Genomic DNA, 15,161 nt, shown 5'->3' with positions numbered 1-15,161 from the left:
TTTGAGGTCAATTATGGCAGTTGATCCCCATGGGAAAAACCGCTTTTTGGGCAGGGCGAGATCCCGCCCCCTTTCCGGATTGCCTTGAAACAGAAAGGGTGGCGCCGGGCCACCCTCTCTTTTTCAGGGCTTGTCAGGGGCGGGTTACCCCTGAACAGGCGGTTAGCCTGCCTGGCGATTATTTGCCCAGCCGACGCTCGATGGCATCCATCAGCATACCGGTGATATGCACATCGAAGGCCGCTTCAATCTCGCGAATGCAGGTCGGGCTGGTGACGTTAATCTCGGTCAGGCGGTCGCCGATGATATCGAGGCCAACGAAGATAAGCCCCTTCTCTTTTAACGTCGGGCCCACAGCGCGGGCGATGGCCCAGTCGGCTTCGCTCAGGGGACGTGCTTCACCACGGCCACCGGCCGCCAGATTGCCACGGGTCTCACCTTGCGCCGGAATACGGGCGAGGCAGTAAGGCACCGGTTCACCGTCCACCACCAGCACCCGCTTGTCGCCATCCTTGATAGCGGGCAGATAGGTCTGCGCCATGCAGTACTGGCTGCCGTGGGCGGTCAGGGTCTCGATAATCACGCCGATGTTGGCGTCATCCTCCTTCATGCGGAAGATGGAGGCGCCGCCCATGCCGTCCAAGGGCTTCAAGATCACGTCTTTGTGCTGGGCGTGGAAGGCGCGCAGCTTGTCGGCGCGGCGAGTCACCAGCGTGGTCGGGGTGTGCTCGGCAAACCAGGCGGTGTAGAGCTTCTCGTTGGCATCGCGCAGGCTTTGGGGCTTGTTGACGATGAGGCAACCCTCATCCTCGGCCCGCTCCAGCATGTAGGTGGCGTAGATAAATTCGGTGTCGAACGGCGGATCCTTGCGCATCAGGATCACATCGAGGTTGGAGAGGGGCTGATCCACCACCTCGCCCAGCGTGTACCAGTCGGCATAGTCATATTTGACGGTGAGCGGGCGCATGGTGCCAAAGGCGCGACCGGCTTCCATGTAGAGATCCTTCATCTCCAGATAGAAGAGCTCATAGCCGCGCTTTTGCGCCTCTTCGAGCATGGCAAAGCTGGAATCTTTCTTGATGTTGATGGCCGAGATGGGGTCCATCACGATGCCGAGTTTAATGGTCATCCGAATATCCTTCTGGTAGCTCGATTGCGAGTGAGATTCTTAAAACCTGCTTCAGGCCAGATCGCCAAAACGGCACTGCAGCGCAGTGATCGCAGTCAGGGCGGCGGTTTCGGTGCGCAGCACCCGCGGCCCCAGCAGCATCTCTTTGAAATCTTCCTGCACGGTACGGGCGATCTCGTCGCTCGACAAGCCCCCTTCCGGGCCAATCAGCAGGCGTACCCCATGCTCGGGAACGGGCAGGGTGTTGATGCTGTACTCGGCGCGCGGGTGCAGGTTGAGCTTGAGCTCTTTGGTCTCTTCCGCCAGCCAGGCGTCCAGCTCCATCGGCATACGCACTTCGGGCACCACGTTGCGGCCGCACTGTTCGCAGGCGCTGATCACCACCTTCTGCCATTGTTCGCGCTTCTTCTCCAGCCGGTCTGCCGGCAGCTTGACGCCGCAGCGCTCGGAGAAGAGCGGGGTGATGCAGGTGACGCCCAGCTCAACCGATTTCTGGATGGTGAAGTCCATCTTGTCGCCGCGGCTGATCACCTGACCCAAGTGGATGGCCAGCGGTGACTCCACTGATTGGACGTCGCAGCTGTCGATGGTCACTTCCACCGACTTCTTGCCGACGCTGGCGATGGTGGCGGGATATTGATTGCCATCGCCGTTGAACAGCTCGAGCTGCTGGCCCGGCTGCATGCGCAGTACCCGGCCGATATGGTTGGCGCCGTCTTCCGACAGGGCGATGGTCTGGCCAACTTGCAGGGTGGCCGGTTCATAGATACGTGGAATGCGCATGGCTGCTTGTCAGTCTCTTGCTTGGAAACCCTCCATATCCTGCTGCGAGCAAGGCTCACGCGGCAGTGAAGAAGGGTTTCATGATAGGAGGGGCGATCCCCCTCCCAGGTCAAATGGGGTTATTGGCACTGCTTTTCAATAAAGGGATTGGTATTGCCCTGCAGCTTGCCGATACGGCGATTGCGCTCGCACTCCCAGCCCTCTGCCGGGTACTGGCGATCCCAGGCTTCAAACAGTTTACGCTGTTGCGCTGCCAGACGCAGCCCATACTGCTGGCCCATGTAGAGGTAGGCACGGGCAATCTGGCCCCGCACCGGCCCCTTTGGCGGTTGCACCCGACGATCCTTGAAATCCACCAGCATCTGGCACTGGCCGTACTGATCCGGCTTGCCGTTCCAGTCGGAGAAGCGGTAGTTGGCCCGATCGCCGTTCACCTCGCCGATGGCGGGGAAGAGATTGTGCATGTCCCCCTCCATCTTGTTGAACTCCGGGCTCACCTTCTCGCAGTTCTTGCGACCGCCATCCTGCCAGCATTGCAGCTGGTGGCCGAACTCCCAGGCCGGGACCACGTGTTCCCACTCGATGCGAGCGGCGCGCTTGGCCTGCTTGCGCGGCTCATAGCCGCAACTGGCGAGATCCGGGCTCATTTTCTTGCCCTGATAGTCGATGTCACAGCCGCAGTAGAAGGTGGTGACCGCAGGTTGGCTGCGATAGAGCTTCACCAGATCCTGCTTGGCTTCGCGAAAGGTCTGGGCGTGCAGAGGCGCGCTGAGCAGCGGCAAACCGGCCAGCAGGGTCAGGGCGAGGGAGGAGGTGAAACGCATGGGATTCCTTGCAAAACGGGGTGATTGACGAACGATGGCGGGCACCCTACCACAGGGGCGCGACACAAGCTGGCTTACTGCTCTGGCTCCGGCCGTTCCCGCTCCAGCGGTTGCTTGCAGCGGCGGCAGTGATAGCGGGCCTCGCCACGCACCACCTTGTTGTGACGGCGAATAGAGAGCTGATGCTGCTGGCAGAGGCAGCGATAGGGCACGGTGCGCTGGGCCAAAACCGCCAGATCGAAGCTGTGGGTGGTTCTGGGCTCAAGGCCGAATACCTCCCGCATCACCGATTGCCACTGGCGGCCGTGGGGTAGCACCCGGTTTTTGCCGCGCCCGTCACCCCACAGGGCATAAACCAGCAGATGGGCCACCTCGTGGGGCACCACCTCATCCAGAAACGCCTGCTGGTTGGCCTGATAGAGGGCGGGATTGAAGCGCAGCTCCCAGGTTTGCAGCCGCGCCGATCCCGCCGCTCGGCCCCGCATATTGCAGTAGATCCGCGGGCGGGGGAAGGTGCGGCCAAGGCGCGCCTCGGCCTGCACAAAACAGGCTTCTACGCGTTGTTGCAGCAGGGCGACAAGCTGGGCAGGAGTGGCAGACATCAACATCTCGTCAGATAGCGGATAAGCAAAAGGGGAGCCAGGCTCCCCTTTTATCACAACAGCGAGCCTTACAGGCCAGCGGCGGAACGCAGCAGTTCGGCCTTGTCGGTCTGCTCCCACGGGAACTCGTCACGACCGAAGTGACCGTAGGCAGCGGTAGCCTGGTAGATCGGGCGCTTCAGATCCAGCATTTCGATCAGGCCATACGGGCGCAGTTCGAAGTGCTCGCGCACCAGTTTGACCAGCAGCTCTTCGGCGACCTTGGCAGTACCGAAGGTTTCGACGCTGATGGAGGTCGGCTCGGCCACGCCGATGGCGTAGGAGATCTGGATTTCACAGCGATCTGCCAGACCGGCGGCAACGATGTTTTTGGCAACGTAGCGGGCGGCGTAGGCAGCGGAGCGGTCAACCTTGGACGGATCCTTACCGGAGAAGGCGCCACCACCGTGACGGGCCATGCCGCCGTAGGTGTCGACGATGATCTTGCGACCGGTCAGACCGCAGTCACCCATCGGGCCGCCGATAACGAAACGGCCGGTCGGGTTGATGAAGTATTTGGTGTCCTTGTTGACCCACTCGGCCGGCAGTACCGGCTTGATGATCTCTTCGCGTACAGCTTCAACCAGATCCTTGTGGCTGATGGATTCGGCGTGCTGGGTAGACAGCACCACGGCATCCACACCGATGATCTTGCCTGCGTCGTCGTAGGCGAAGGTCAGCTGGCTCTTGGCATCCGGACGCAGCCACGGCAGGGTGCCGTTCTTGCGCACTTCAGCCTGACGCTTCACCAGCAGGTGAGAGTAGGTGATGGGGGCCGGCATCAGCACGTCGGTTTCGTTGGTGGCATAGCCGAACATCAGGCCCTGGTCGCCAGCGCCCTGCTCCAGCGGATCGCTGCGGTCAACACCCTGGTTGATGTCCGGGGACTGCTTGCCGATGGCGTTCAGCACGGCGCAGGAGTCAGCGTCGAAGCCCATGTCGGAGTGGGTGTAGCCGATTTCACGTACGGTATCACGCACGATCTCTTCGATATCAACCCAGGCAGAGGTGGTTACTTCGCCGGCCACCATGACCATACCGGTCTTGACCAGGGTCTCGCAGGCAACGCGTGCCTTGGTATCTTGCTTGAGGATGGCGTCCAGTACCGCATCGGAGATCTGGTCCGCAATCTTGTCGGGATGGCCTTCGGAGACCGACTCGGAAGTAAACAGCTTTGCCATGATAAGAGTCTCAGCTTGTCTGGGTTATCGCCACGGCAATAACCGGATGAATGGGATGGTGTAGAGGTATCTACATCTGGACGTCTATTTTAATTAGCGCCCCCCGTGATTGCCAGCACTATTTTGTCGCACAGTGTCCAATGGGTCACAAGCGGTGCTCTCCTATCCCAAAAGGGATGGAAATCAAACGTTTTTCTCTGGTTGCTTTGGTCAATAGAGGGCAAGAAAAGCGATTGTCCTCCCAAAGCCACTTTATTCATCCAGATAATATTTGCACGCCGCGCGCCCTGCTGGGACAATAACGCGCCTTAATCTTGGCCATCAAATGAAGCAATCGCAGGAGATTCAGATGCCTTCTCGTAAAGAGCTTGCCAATGCCATTCGTGCATTGAGTATGGATGCCGTTCAAAAAGCCAACTCCGGTCACCCGGGCGCCCCCATGGGAATGGCGGATATCGCCGAAGTGCTGTGGCGTAGCCACCTCAGACATAACCCGAACAACCCCAAGTGGGCCGACCGCGACCGTTTCATTCTCTCCAACGGCCACGGCTCCATGCTGCTGTACTCCCTGCTGCACCTCTCCGGTTATGACCTCTCCATCGACGATCTGAAAAACTTCCGCCAACTGCACTCTCGCACCCCGGGTCACCCGGAGTACGGCTATGCACCGGGCGTGGAAACCACCACTGGCCCGCTGGGTCAGGGCATCACCAACGCTGTTGGTATGGCGATCGCCGAGAAAGCCATGGCTGAGCAGTTCAACCAGCCGGGCCACGACATCGTTGACCACTACACCTACGCCTTTATGGGCGACGGCTGCCTGATGGAAGGTATCTCCCACGAGGCTTGCTCTCTGGCAGGTACCCTGCAACTGGGCAAACTGATCGCGTTCTGGGATGACAACGGTATCTCCATCGACGGTCACGTAGAAGGCTGGTTCACCGACGACACCGTCAAGCGTTTCGAAGCCTACGGCTGGCACGTAATCCCGGCTGTTGACGGTCACAGCCCGGAAGCCATCAATGCCGCCATCGAAGCCGCCAAGGCCGAGACAGGCAAGCCGACCCTGATCTGCTGCCGCACCATCATCGGTTACGGCTCCCCGAACAAATCCGGTTCTCACGACTGCCACGGCTCACCGCTGGGCAACGACGAAATCGCCGCTGCTCGCGCATTCCTGAAGTGGGACCACGCTCCGTTCGTTATCCCGGCCGATATCGCTGCCGAGTGGAACGCTCAGGAGAAGGGCGCTGCACTGGAAGCTGACTGGGCTGCCAAGTTCGCTGCCTATGAAGCCGCTCACCCGACGCTGGCTGCCGAATTCAAGCGCCGCACCGCTGGCGAACTGCCGGCCAACTGGGCTGTTGAATCCGCCAAGATCATCGAAACCCTGCAAGCCAACCCGGCCAAGATTGCGACCCGTAAAGCATCCCAGAACTCTCTGGAAGCGTTCGGCAAGCTGCTGCCGGAGTTCATGGGCGGCTCTGCCGACCTGGCTCCGTCCAACCTGACCATGTGGTCTGGCTCCAAGTCCCTGACCAACGACGATGCCTCCGGCAACTACATCCACTACGGTGTACGCGAGTTCGGCATGTCCGCCATCATGAACGGTATCGCCCTGCACGGTGGTTTCATCCCCTACGGCGCTACCTTCCTGATGTTTATGGAGTACGCCCGCAACGCCCTGCGCATGGCCGCCCTGATGAAGCAGCGCGCTATCTTCGTTTACACCCACGACTCCATCGGTCTGGGTGAAGATGGCCCGACTCACCAGCCGGTTGAGCAGATCGCCTCCCTGCGTCTGACTCCGAACATGAGCACTTGGCGTCCGTGTGACCAGGTTGAATCTGCCATCGCCTGGAAACACGCCATCGAGCGTACTGACGGCCCGACCTCTCTGATCTTCTCTCGTCAGAACCTGGCCCAGATGGACCGTACTGCCCAGCAGCTGGCCGACACCGCCAAGGGTGGCTACGTGCTGAAGGATTGCGCCGGTACTCCGGAGCTGATCCTGATCGCCACCGGTTCCGAAGTGGAACTGGCCGTTGCCGCCTATGAGCAGCTGACTGCCAAAGGCCGTGCCGTGCGCGTGGTCTCTCTGCCGTCTACCGACGTGTTCGACGCCCAGTCTGCCGAGTACAAAGAGTCCGTCCTGCCGTCTTCTGTCACCAAGCGTGTGGCCATCGAAGCGGGCATCGCTGACTACTGGTACAAGTACGTCGGTTTCGGCGGCAAGATCATCGGTATGACCACCTTCGGTGAGTCCGCACCGGCCGAGCTGCTGTTCAAGGAATTCGGCTTTACCGTGGAAAACGTGGTTGCAACCGCTGAATCCCTGTAATTCCAGAGTCTTTGCAAATAAAAACGCCTCCTTATGGAGGCGTTTTTACATTCTAAATAGAAATGGAAATATATAAATCAGTTTGTATGTTAATTATAGGGTATTAAATTAATAAAAAGTGGCATAGACTTGCTTATTGCTAGGAATATATAAGATATAAACAGTGAGTAATCTCTAATCCTGTAACCAACTTCTATCTTATTTCCTAGCTTGTGCAGTTCATTTTTTCTCTCTGGAAGTATTTCTGATAATGCTCTAACCTTTAGCTCTGACTCATCAGGATATAATATATCCCCATTCTCCTCATTGATTGCAATGCCGCCTTCAATGACATTTTTCTTGTATCCAGCTAAATGCTCTGAAAGGTCTAGGTATTTTCCATTTTTATTTAAGTAAATGTTGTAAAGTGATATTGTTTTCAATCCACAAATAACTGATATTGAAAGCAAAGTTAACGCTAGTAAAATGACTGTGCTTTCATTGAAATAAAAATGCTCACTAACCTTGAAATCTTTAGCAAAATAAGAAAATGTCGCAGCTCCAACGCCTACTATAAAGTAGTCATACTTATTAGCTCCGTTGATGCTCTGTTTTATTAACTCTATGGAACGTTCAGACATAGATTTATAATCTCCCATCGATAATTAGGATCGTCAATATGCTGGCAATTAGATGAATAATGCCATAATCAGTGAGTATTTCCTAGTTAGTAGATCGATTAGTGAAGCGTAATCGGGCGTTCGCGTTCTTTAAGAGGATGCCATAAAAAATAATGCTATTTCCTGTTATCAAAAAAAGACCGGCATATAGCCGGTCTCTTTTTATTTACCGCAACACTTACGCCTGCGGCGGGGTGCTTTCCGCGTTGGACATCACCGCATCAATTTGTACCAGGGCGCCGGCGGGCAGTTCGCTCACCCCGAATACGGTGCGGGCAGGCAGATAACCCGGGAAATATTTGGTGTAGACGGCGTTGACCGCATCAAGGTCGGCGATATTGCCGAGCTGGATATTTACCTTGACGATATCGTCCATCACATGGCCGATGCTCTCCACAATCGCCTTGATATTGCTCAGGCACTGGGCGGTCTGCTCCTTGATGCAGCCAGCCAGGATCTTGCCGGTGGCGGGGTCAATCGGTAACTGCGCAGAGAGATGGTTGTAGTGGGAGAAGGCGACGGTTTGGCAATGGAGCGGGCTCTGCGGTGCCTTGTCGGTATTGTGGGCACGGATCACCAGATTGTGTCTGTCTTCCACCAGTTGCGGCGGGGTGCCGTCACCGTGGGAGATGACCGCATCAATCTGCACTAGCGCCCCCATGGGCAGGGCGGCGGCACTGACTACCGAGCGGGCAGGCAGATAGGCGACGGCGCGGGCAATGGCAGAGTCGGGGAAGAAGGTGGTGTAGACCTCGTTGACGGCATCCAGATCGGCCAGATCGGTCAGGTAGACGGTAACCTTGACGATATCGTCAAACGGCACGTCGATGCTCTCCAGCACCGCCTTGATATTGCGTAGACACTGGCCCGCCTGCTCCTTGATGCCACCGGCAACCAGCTGGCCCGAGGCGGCCTCGACCGGCAGCTGGGCGCCGATATTGTTGTAGTGGGAGAAGGCCACAGTATGGGTGGAGAGCGGATTGTGCGGCGCCTTGTCGCTATTGCGGGCGAGCTTCACTAGCGGGCAAGGATCTTGCGGGAAGGTGCCTTCGCCGTTGGAGATGATGGCATCGATCTGCACCAGCGCGCCCAGCGGCAGCGCGGCGACGGCGAGGGTGGTGCGGGTCGGCAGATAGCCCGGGAAGAATTCGCGATAGACGGCGTTGACCGCTTCCAGATCCGCCATCTCTTTCAGGAAGATGGTCGCTTTGACCATATCGTCCATCACATGGCCGATGCTCTCGATGATTGCCTTGAGGTTGCTCAGGCACTGTCTTGCCTGCGCGGTGACATCGCCGCTCACCATCTTGCCGGTGGCGGGATCGACCGGCAGCTGGGCCGAGATATTGTTGTAATGAGAAAACGCCACCGTTTGGGTGCAGGGGCCCAGATCCTGGGTGCATGGGGGGTATTTCTTGCCGACTTGATGATGGTGCCACTCATAGATATGCCTCTTTTTAATATTTGTTGTTCATTCAGGTACAGGTTTACCCCATCTTGTTGTGTGCCACGGCCATTGCGCCAGCGGCGGCATCCCCGGTTATTATTTGTGATCCACTCAATTACTGAGAGGAATAAGGGATAAGAGGACAGGGTAGATATTTCAGACGCTGCGATTCTATGAGTGGCTATCAGGGGTTGCAAACCGCTGATTGCATTTCTATGAGATGGCTCAATGGGTGCAAATTTAATCATATTGCTATTCAATTCACCCGAAATCGCAGCCAATTCGTATGCAAATGGTGCCGAACCGGCGAACAGCCTTGTCCTGACTGGGTTTGCTCTCCCCCTCTTCGGGATATTGGCGTGTGAATAAAGGGTTAATATTATGCGCCGATGTGCAAATAATGCATGTTATGGTGCATGGATATCTGTTTTCAGCTCTTTTAAGGGGCTATGAAAATTCCCGTGAATATGCATGTCCACCTTATTAAAGATACCTCTGGAATATAATTCACGGCTTTTGCATTCCTCTCTGTTAATGCTGATTCCGGCATACTCGATGACACCTTGCTGGCAGCCGGGATCTGTTATTAACGCCATAAAATGCTATGCCATGAATTTGCACGGCGGATCTGCCCCTGCTGCACAGGAGTGGGGAGCATGGCGTTGGCGTGACGGTGTGCGGGAGCTGTGGTGCTGGATGAGAGGTGGCGCTGGATGAGGAAGGGGAGGTGCTGGCAATTCGCTTATCTTCACGCCGGTTGCATCCCTAGATGGGTGGTGTTGCCCCGCCTCATCGTTTTTTCCACTTTTTTTGCGGCTTTGTCTGATCTCCCCCTTATCTGTGGCTGGTTGTGATGATTGGGATGGTTTTCAGAGCTCGGGAACAGCTCAGGTGATTTCGCAGGCACAAAGTTCAATATATTGTTTTTAAAGGTAAATCCGTCAATAAATGGATTTATCGACCGCTTTTTATGGTTTCTTGATGAAACTGTTAATTAGTGGCGTGATTGCGAGTCAGGTCGCTTTTTTCACTCACTATTAATCGTATGATTAATAAGGTGATCAAGGAGTCCTGACGGAGAGCATCGAAGCACCGGCAGGCCATTGCCCAGGATTGGCAAGCGAGATCGCATCGCGATCATCATTACCTGACAGTGGAGGATTTATGCTGGGTTTCGTTCTGGGCGATATGTATTGTCAAACATCTGGGCAGCGGTTACCTCCTCGCCTGGGAAAGAGTTTTCCCATTCCTGCCGATTACCGACTGCGCGGCCGGGTATCCGCCGCCATCATGACCATCGAGAGCCTGCTCGATACCCCTTATCCGCAAAAGCAGTTTCGTGATCTGGTCTTTGGCGCCTTTATCGAGCGCCAGCGTCGGCTGTTTGGCGAGCATGTGATTGTGGCCCGCATGGAAGGGGAGGAGGGGCTGGAGCTGTCGATTGACCTCTCGTTTGTCAGCACCGCCGTACCTGTGGGCCTCTTGGCCATCTCTGAAGAGCTGGCCCTCGCCACGGCGCCGCGTCCCAAGAAGAGCCATCCCCACTACGAGGCGCTGTGCAAGGCGATCGACTGCATGGTGATGCTGATGTTTTATGGCAAGGTGATCCGCCAGCGGAATACGGTGTTGGAAAATATCGGCCATCAGTTTGGTTATCAGCCTGCGGCGACCCTGACGGCGCGCGTTGGCAAGGGTGGGGAGGATGATTACGACGCCTTCATGGTCAATATCATGACCTGTATTGCTCACTCCAACTCGCTCAAGGAGGCGCTGGAGAACGCCAGCCGGATGGGAATTCAGGAGCCCGCTTTCTTCTGCATCGTCGGGGCTATTGCCAGCACCCTGTGGGGCGTGCCCAGACAGTGGGCGTATCAGGCCTCACAGCTGATCCATCGTTCCCACCATCACTACATCCAGAATCTGCTTCGCTGTGAAACCCGTGCCGGGCGGCGCCATATCAATCTGGAGCCGCCAAAGCCCCCGCTGTTTGCACCGATCCGGCAACAGGTTGTGCGTCTGTTCAAGGGGGCACACTGATCCGCAGCCCCCTTGTCATCACTCAGGCGGGATAAAGCGCCCCCAGCACAGCCGGACGGCTGGCGCCGGTGACGGCGGGCAGGTTACCCGGCTTGCGGTGAACAAAACACATGGCCAGCCAGGCAAAGGCAGCGCCTTCCACCCAGTCGGGGGCAAGGCCCAGCTCGGCAGTGCTGGCGATGCGCCATGCAGGCAGCAGGCTGGCCAGCTCCTTCAGCAAGGGTGCGTTATGGGCGCCGCCACCGCAGACAAACAGCTCGGCTTTCGGCTGGCTAGCACCGACTGATTCGGGCCGGGCGGGCAGTTGGCGGGCGATGCTGTGGCAGGTGAGCGCATGCAGGGTGCGCTGCACATCCACGGGGGCGTATGAAGTGCCTGCCAGCTCCCCATCGAGCCAATCGAGGGTGAACATCTCCCGTCCGGTGCTCTTGGGGGAGGGGGCGGCGAAGTAGGGGTGAGCCAGCAGCTTCTCCAGCAGGGCCGGGATGGGCTTGCCACTAGCGGCCCATTTGCCACCGGCGTCATAGCTGCCGCCGTGGGGCTGATGGCGGCGATACCAGCCATCGAGCAGGGTGTTGGCCGGGCCGGTATCAAAACCATATACCCCGCCCGGATTGCCCGGCAGCACCGAGATATTGGCGATGCCGCCGAGGTTCAGTACCACCCGCAGGGCGCCGGGCTTGGCAAACAGTGCCTGATGGAAGGCGGGCACCAGCGGCGCCCCCTGACCGCCGAGGGCCATATCCATGGTGCGAAAATCGGCGATAACGTCGATGCCGGTCAGGGCGGCCAGCAGGGCGGCGTTGCCGATCTGCAGGGTAAAGCCGAGCTGGGGGCGATGGCGGATGGTCTGGCCGTGGCTGCCGATGGCGCGAATATCTTTGGGCTCAAGCTTCGCCTTGGCCAGCAGCGCGTGGGTGGCGGCGGCAAACTCTCGCGCCACCAGATTATCGGCCACCCCCATGCGGTCGATTTCATTGTCGCCCGGGGTGCAGAGGGCATGCAGCGTGCGGGCGGTCTCTTGCGGCCAGGGGTGACAAAGCGCCGCTTCGACCCGCAGTTCATCCCCGGCGATCATCACCAGCACGGCATCAATGCCGTCCATGCTGGTTCCCGACATCAGACCGATATAGCGCTCAGCCATGGTGTCTCCTTACATTGCTGTTCGAAAATACGGTGTGCAGAGAGGGTGAAGAGGGGAACGGCTTTCATCCCATGCCACATGGCGTGATCTTTGACATCAGACCGATATAACGCTCAACCATGTTGCATCCTCAATGCGGACCGGAAAAAGAGTGAGAGAGACAGGATAGATAAGCCTTTGCTTCCGTGCCACATGCCGCTCCCGGTGTTCCATCTCATCTTATGTCCGAAAGCGGACTCATTTCAATCTGATTGCCTGGCGCGGGTTCAATAAAAGGGGCTGGCAGGGCCTTCACCCTGCCAGCCCTGATGACTTAGTTGCCGCGACTATCCCGCTTGTTCTGGGCCAGCTGCAGCTCGGGGTTGTCGAGCTTGGCCAGTTGCGGCATCGCCAGCTTTTTGAAGTTGGCCAGCTCGCGTCCGCTCAGGGTCTCTGCCTGCGGCAGGGTGAGGGTGCGCGGGTTCTTGTGAATGCCGCCCACCACGAATTCGTAGTGCAGGTGCGGGCCGGTGACGCGACCTGTGCCACCCAGAGTGCCGATGGTCTGCCCCTGCTTCACCCGCTGTCCCTTGTTGACGGTGCGCTTGGAGAGGTGCAGGTACTTGGTCACATAGTTGCCGGCATGCTTGATAAAGACGTAGTTGCCGTTGAACTGGTTGTAACCGGCGGCCACCACGCTGCCGGAGCCCGCTGCCATGATGGGGGTGCCCACCGGCGCCACATAGTCGATGCCGTTGTGGGGGCGGATCTTGCCGGTCACCGGATGGAGGCGGCGCGGGTTGAAGTTGGAGCTGATGTATTTGAAGTTGACCGGCGCGCGCAGGAAGCTCTTGCGCATCGCCTTCCCTTCCGGGGTGTAGTAGTTGCCATCTTCATTGAGCACGGCGCGGTAGGCGGTGCCCTGGTTGACGAACTCGGCCGCCAGAATATCGCCGGAGGCGACCCGCTCGTCGTCGCGGAACTTGTCTTCATAGACCACCCGGAAGCTGTCTCCCGGCTGCAAATCCTGGGCAAAGTCGATATCCCAGCCGAAGATGGCGGCCAAGTCCATGATCTGATCTTCGGTCATTCCCGCATCCACCGCGGCGCCCCAGAAGCTGGAGCGGATCTCGCCTTTGCTCACCTGTTCGCGGGTGTCGAGGGCGATCTTGACGTTGCGGGCGACAAAGGTCTCCTCCTTGCGGCTCACCTTGAGCGCCTGCTCCAGACTGTGGGGGTAATAGAGGCTGTGCAGCTCGCCGTTCTCGGTGAGCTTGAAGGTGAGCTCCTGCCCCGGTTGCAGCATCCGCAGGGGATCGCTGCCCTCGAGCTGATCGATCAGGTGCAGATCCGTGGTGCTCAGGCCAATGCGCTGGAAGATGACTCCCATGTTGTCGCCACGGCGTACCTTCACCTGCTTGGTGATATAGCGTGGCTTGGGCGGGGTAACGGGCTGGGCGGCCTCGGCCGGCAGCTCGTCGTTCAGCGCGTTATCGTTAGCCGGTTCCCGCAGGGCAATTTCGTTGCCGTTTTCATCGACCCGTGTTGCTACTGCCTGTTCGCTTGGCCAGGCAGCCAGCATCATGATCATGATGCTCAAGATCAGCACCATCTTGCGGTGCCAGTGGGGGAGTGCGTTGAAGGCGTGCCAAATAACCATGAGAAGCAGATGAAGTCGGGCAGAATGGACGGATTTTACAGCCTTTCCAATTGGCCCGCCATTCCAGTAATATGTTTGGCCCTGTGGAATCGTGATGGAGAGTCAAAAAATGTCCCAGCTCGAGGTGGCGCTAGCCGAGATCAAGCGCGGAGCGGAAGAAATTCTGGTTGAAGAAGAACTTGTCGCCAAGTTGAAGGAAGGGCGCCCGCTGCGCATCAAGTTGGGCATGGACCCGACCGCCCCTGACATTCACCTGGGTCATACCGTGATCCTCAACAAGCTGAAGACCTTCCAGGATCTGGGCCATGAAGTGATCCTGCTGATCGGTGACTTCACTGCCATGGTGGGAGATCCCTCCGGCAAGAACGCCACCCGTCCGCCGCTCTCCGAAGAGGCCATCAAGCACAACGCCCTCACCTATGCCGAGCAAGCGTTCAAGATCCTCGACCCGGCCAAGACCCGCATCGAGTACAACTCGACCTGGCTGAGCGAGCTGGGTGCGACCGGCATGATCAAGCTGGCGGCCAAGCAGACCGTGGCCCGCATGATGGAGCGCGACGACTTCAAAAAGCGCTACACCGGCGGCCAATCCATCGCGATTCACGAATTCCTCTATCCGCTGCTGCAAGGCTATGACTCGGTCGCGCTGAAGGCGGACGTTGAGCTCGGCGGTACCGACCAGAAGTTCAACCTGCTGATGGGCCGCGAGCTGCAAAAAGATGCCGGCATGGCGACCCAGTGCGTGCTGATGATGCCGCTGCTGGTGGGTCTGGATGGCGTCAAGAAGATGTCCAAATCCGCAGGCAACTACATCGGCGTCCACGACGCTCCGGGCGAGATGTTCGGCAAGATCATGTCCATCACCGACGATCTGATGTGGAACTACTACGAGCTGCTCTCCTTCCGTCCGCTGGCTGAAATCGAAGAGTTCAAGGCAGGCATCGCTGCCGGTACCCTCAACCCGCGCGACGTGAAGATCTGGCTGGCCAAAGAGATCATCGCCCGTTATCACGACGAAGCGGCGGCCGAAGCGGCCCACGAAGATTTCACCCAGCGCTTCTCCAAGAACGCCATTCCGGACGAAATGCCGGAAGTCGAGCTGGCACTGGAAGGCGAAGGGCTGGCCATTGCCAATCTGCTGAAAGAGGCCGATCTGGTGGCCACCACCTCCGAAGCGCTGCGGATGATCAAGCAGGGCGCGGTCAAGGTGGATGGCGAGAAGCTGGAAGATGGCAAGGCACTCATCGGTGCCGGTACCGCCGTCTATCAGGTCGGCAAGCGCAAGTTTGCCCGAGTGACTGTCAAATAAGCAGCACCGTCAAATAAGCCGTCGCAT

At 58.0% G+C, this 15,161-nt stretch carries 11 protein-coding genes and 1 pseudogene; 3 read left to right on the top strand and 9 right to left on the bottom strand.

What is annotated here, in order from left to right:
* Positions 1-178: 178 nt before the first annotated feature.
* From gshB to metK, 5 genes are all read right to left on the bottom strand, one after another.
* Positions 179-1,129, bottom strand: coding sequence for a glutathione synthase (gene gshB, locus ACTG2U_RS07585; RefSeq protein ID WP_439974312.1), 951 nt, complete (start codon positions 1,127-1,129; stop codon positions 179-181).
* A 51-nt stretch (positions 1,130-1,180) separates the two neighbouring features.
* Positions 1,181-1,912 carry a 16S rRNA (uracil(1498)-N(3))-methyltransferase gene (rsmE, locus tag ACTG2U_RS07580; RefSeq protein ID WP_005343824.1) on the bottom strand — a complete coding sequence of 244 codons (732 nt, stop codon included), beginning with the start codon at positions 1,910-1,912 and terminating at the stop codon, positions 1,181-1,183.
* A gap of 119 nt (positions 1,913-2,031) precedes the next feature.
* The gene (locus ACTG2U_RS07575; protein WP_439974311.1) at positions 2,032-2,736 is read right to left on the bottom strand and encodes an endonuclease; all 705 of its coding nucleotides are present in this window, start codon (positions 2,734-2,736) and stop codon (positions 2,032-2,034) included.
* Positions 2,737-2,810: 74 nt separating this feature from the next.
* Entirely contained in the window at positions 2,811-3,338 is a 528-nt protein-coding gene (locus ACTG2U_RS07570; RefSeq protein WP_204381605.1) for a SprT family zinc-dependent metalloprotease, read from the bottom strand.
* 68 nt (positions 3,339-3,406) lie between these two features.
* The gene (metK, locus tag ACTG2U_RS07565) at positions 3,407-4,558 is read right to left on the bottom strand and encodes a methionine adenosyltransferase (RefSeq protein WP_005338519.1); all 1,152 of its coding nucleotides are present in this window, start codon (positions 4,556-4,558) and stop codon (positions 3,407-3,409) included.
* A 349-nt stretch (positions 4,559-4,907) separates the two neighbouring features.
* Here metK and tkt point away from each other — a divergent pair, with 349 nt between their 5' ends.
* Entirely contained in the window at positions 4,908-6,899 is a 1,992-nt protein-coding gene (tkt, locus tag ACTG2U_RS07560) for a transketolase (RefSeq protein WP_279497902.1), read from the top strand.
* 89 nt (positions 6,900-6,988) lie between these two features.
* Here tkt and ACTG2U_RS07555 read toward each other — a convergent pair whose 3' ends face one another.
* Entirely contained in the window at positions 6,989-7,519 is a 531-nt protein-coding gene (locus ACTG2U_RS07555) for a hypothetical protein (protein WP_439974310.1), read from the bottom strand.
* 217 nt (positions 7,520-7,736) lie between these two features.
* Positions 7,737-9,001 (bottom strand): annotated as a pseudogene (locus tag ACTG2U_RS07550) (RidA family protein).
* Between the two features lie 1,168 nt (positions 9,002-10,169).
* Between ACTG2U_RS07550 and ACTG2U_RS07545 the strand changes: the two are divergent.
* Entirely contained in the window at positions 10,170-11,042 is an 873-nt protein-coding gene (locus tag ACTG2U_RS07545) for a hypothetical protein (protein ID WP_005338512.1), read from the top strand.
* A 22-nt stretch (positions 11,043-11,064) separates the two neighbouring features.
* On the opposite strand, the gene ACTG2U_RS07540 is transcribed toward ACTG2U_RS07545, so the two are convergent.
* Both ACTG2U_RS07540 and ACTG2U_RS07535 read right to left on the bottom strand, forming a co-directional pair.
* Positions 11,065-12,186, bottom strand: a complete 1,122-nt coding sequence (locus ACTG2U_RS07540) for an anhydro-N-acetylmuramic acid kinase (RefSeq protein ID WP_439974309.1) — start codon at positions 12,184-12,186, stop codon at positions 11,065-11,067.
* A 313-nt stretch (positions 12,187-12,499) separates the two neighbouring features.
* Entirely contained in the window at positions 12,500-13,825 is a 1,326-nt protein-coding gene (locus tag ACTG2U_RS07535) for a peptidoglycan DD-metalloendopeptidase family protein (RefSeq protein ID WP_013724009.1), read from the bottom strand.
* Between the two features lie 109 nt (positions 13,826-13,934).
* Here ACTG2U_RS07535 and tyrS point away from each other — a divergent pair, with 109 nt between their 5' ends.
* Positions 13,935-15,134, top strand: a complete 1,200-nt coding sequence (gene tyrS, locus ACTG2U_RS07530) for a tyrosine--tRNA ligase (RefSeq protein WP_019445249.1) — start codon at positions 13,935-13,937, stop codon at positions 15,132-15,134.
* Positions 15,135-15,161 lie beyond the last annotated feature (27 nt).

The sequence above is a fragment of the Aeromonas sp. 95A genome (assembly GCF_051919235.1).
GTDB classification, from domain to species: Bacteria; Pseudomonadota; Gammaproteobacteria; order Enterobacterales; family Aeromonadaceae; genus Aeromonas; species Aeromonas veronii.
This window is presented reverse-complemented; position numbering and strand designations above follow the sequence as displayed.

Bases quoted from the DNA above. Each gene is read 5' to 3' on its own strand.
- ACTG2U_RS07575 (WP_439974311.1), bottom strand. From the start codon at position 2,736: ATGCGTTTCACCTCCTCCCTCGCCCTGACCCTGCTGGCCGGTTTGCCG.
- ACTG2U_RS07555 (WP_439974310.1), bottom strand. From the start codon at position 7,519: ATGTCTGAACGTTCCATAGAGTTAATAAAACAGAGCATCAACGGAGCT.
- rsmE (WP_005343824.1), bottom strand. From the start codon at position 1,912: ATGCGCATTCCACGTATCTATGAACCGGCCACCCTGCAAGTTGGCCAG.
- metK (WP_005338519.1), bottom strand. From the start codon at position 4,558: ATGGCAAAGCTGTTTACTTCCGAGTCGGTCTCCGAAGGCCATCCCGAC.
- ACTG2U_RS07535 (WP_013724009.1), bottom strand. From the start codon at position 13,825: ATGGTTATTTGGCACGCCTTCAACGCACTCCCCCACTGGCACCGCAAG.
- ACTG2U_RS07540 (WP_439974309.1), bottom strand. From the start codon at position 12,186: ATGGCTGAGCGCTATATCGGTCTGATGTCGGGAACCAGCATGGACGGC.
- tyrS (WP_019445249.1), top strand. From the start codon at position 13,935: ATGTCCCAGCTCGAGGTGGCGCTAGCCGAGATCAAGCGCGGAGCGGAA.
- gshB (WP_439974312.1), bottom strand. From the start codon at position 1,129: ATGACCATTAAACTCGGCATCGTGATGGACCCCATCTCGGCCATCAAC.
- ACTG2U_RS07545 (WP_005338512.1), top strand. From the start codon at position 10,170: ATGCTGGGTTTCGTTCTGGGCGATATGTATTGTCAAACATCTGGGCAG.
- tkt (WP_279497902.1), top strand. From the start codon at position 4,908: ATGCCTTCTCGTAAAGAGCTTGCCAATGCCATTCGTGCATTGAGTATG.
- ACTG2U_RS07570 (WP_204381605.1), bottom strand. From the start codon at position 3,338: ATGTCTGCCACTCCTGCCCAGCTTGTCGCCCTGCTGCAACAACGCGTA.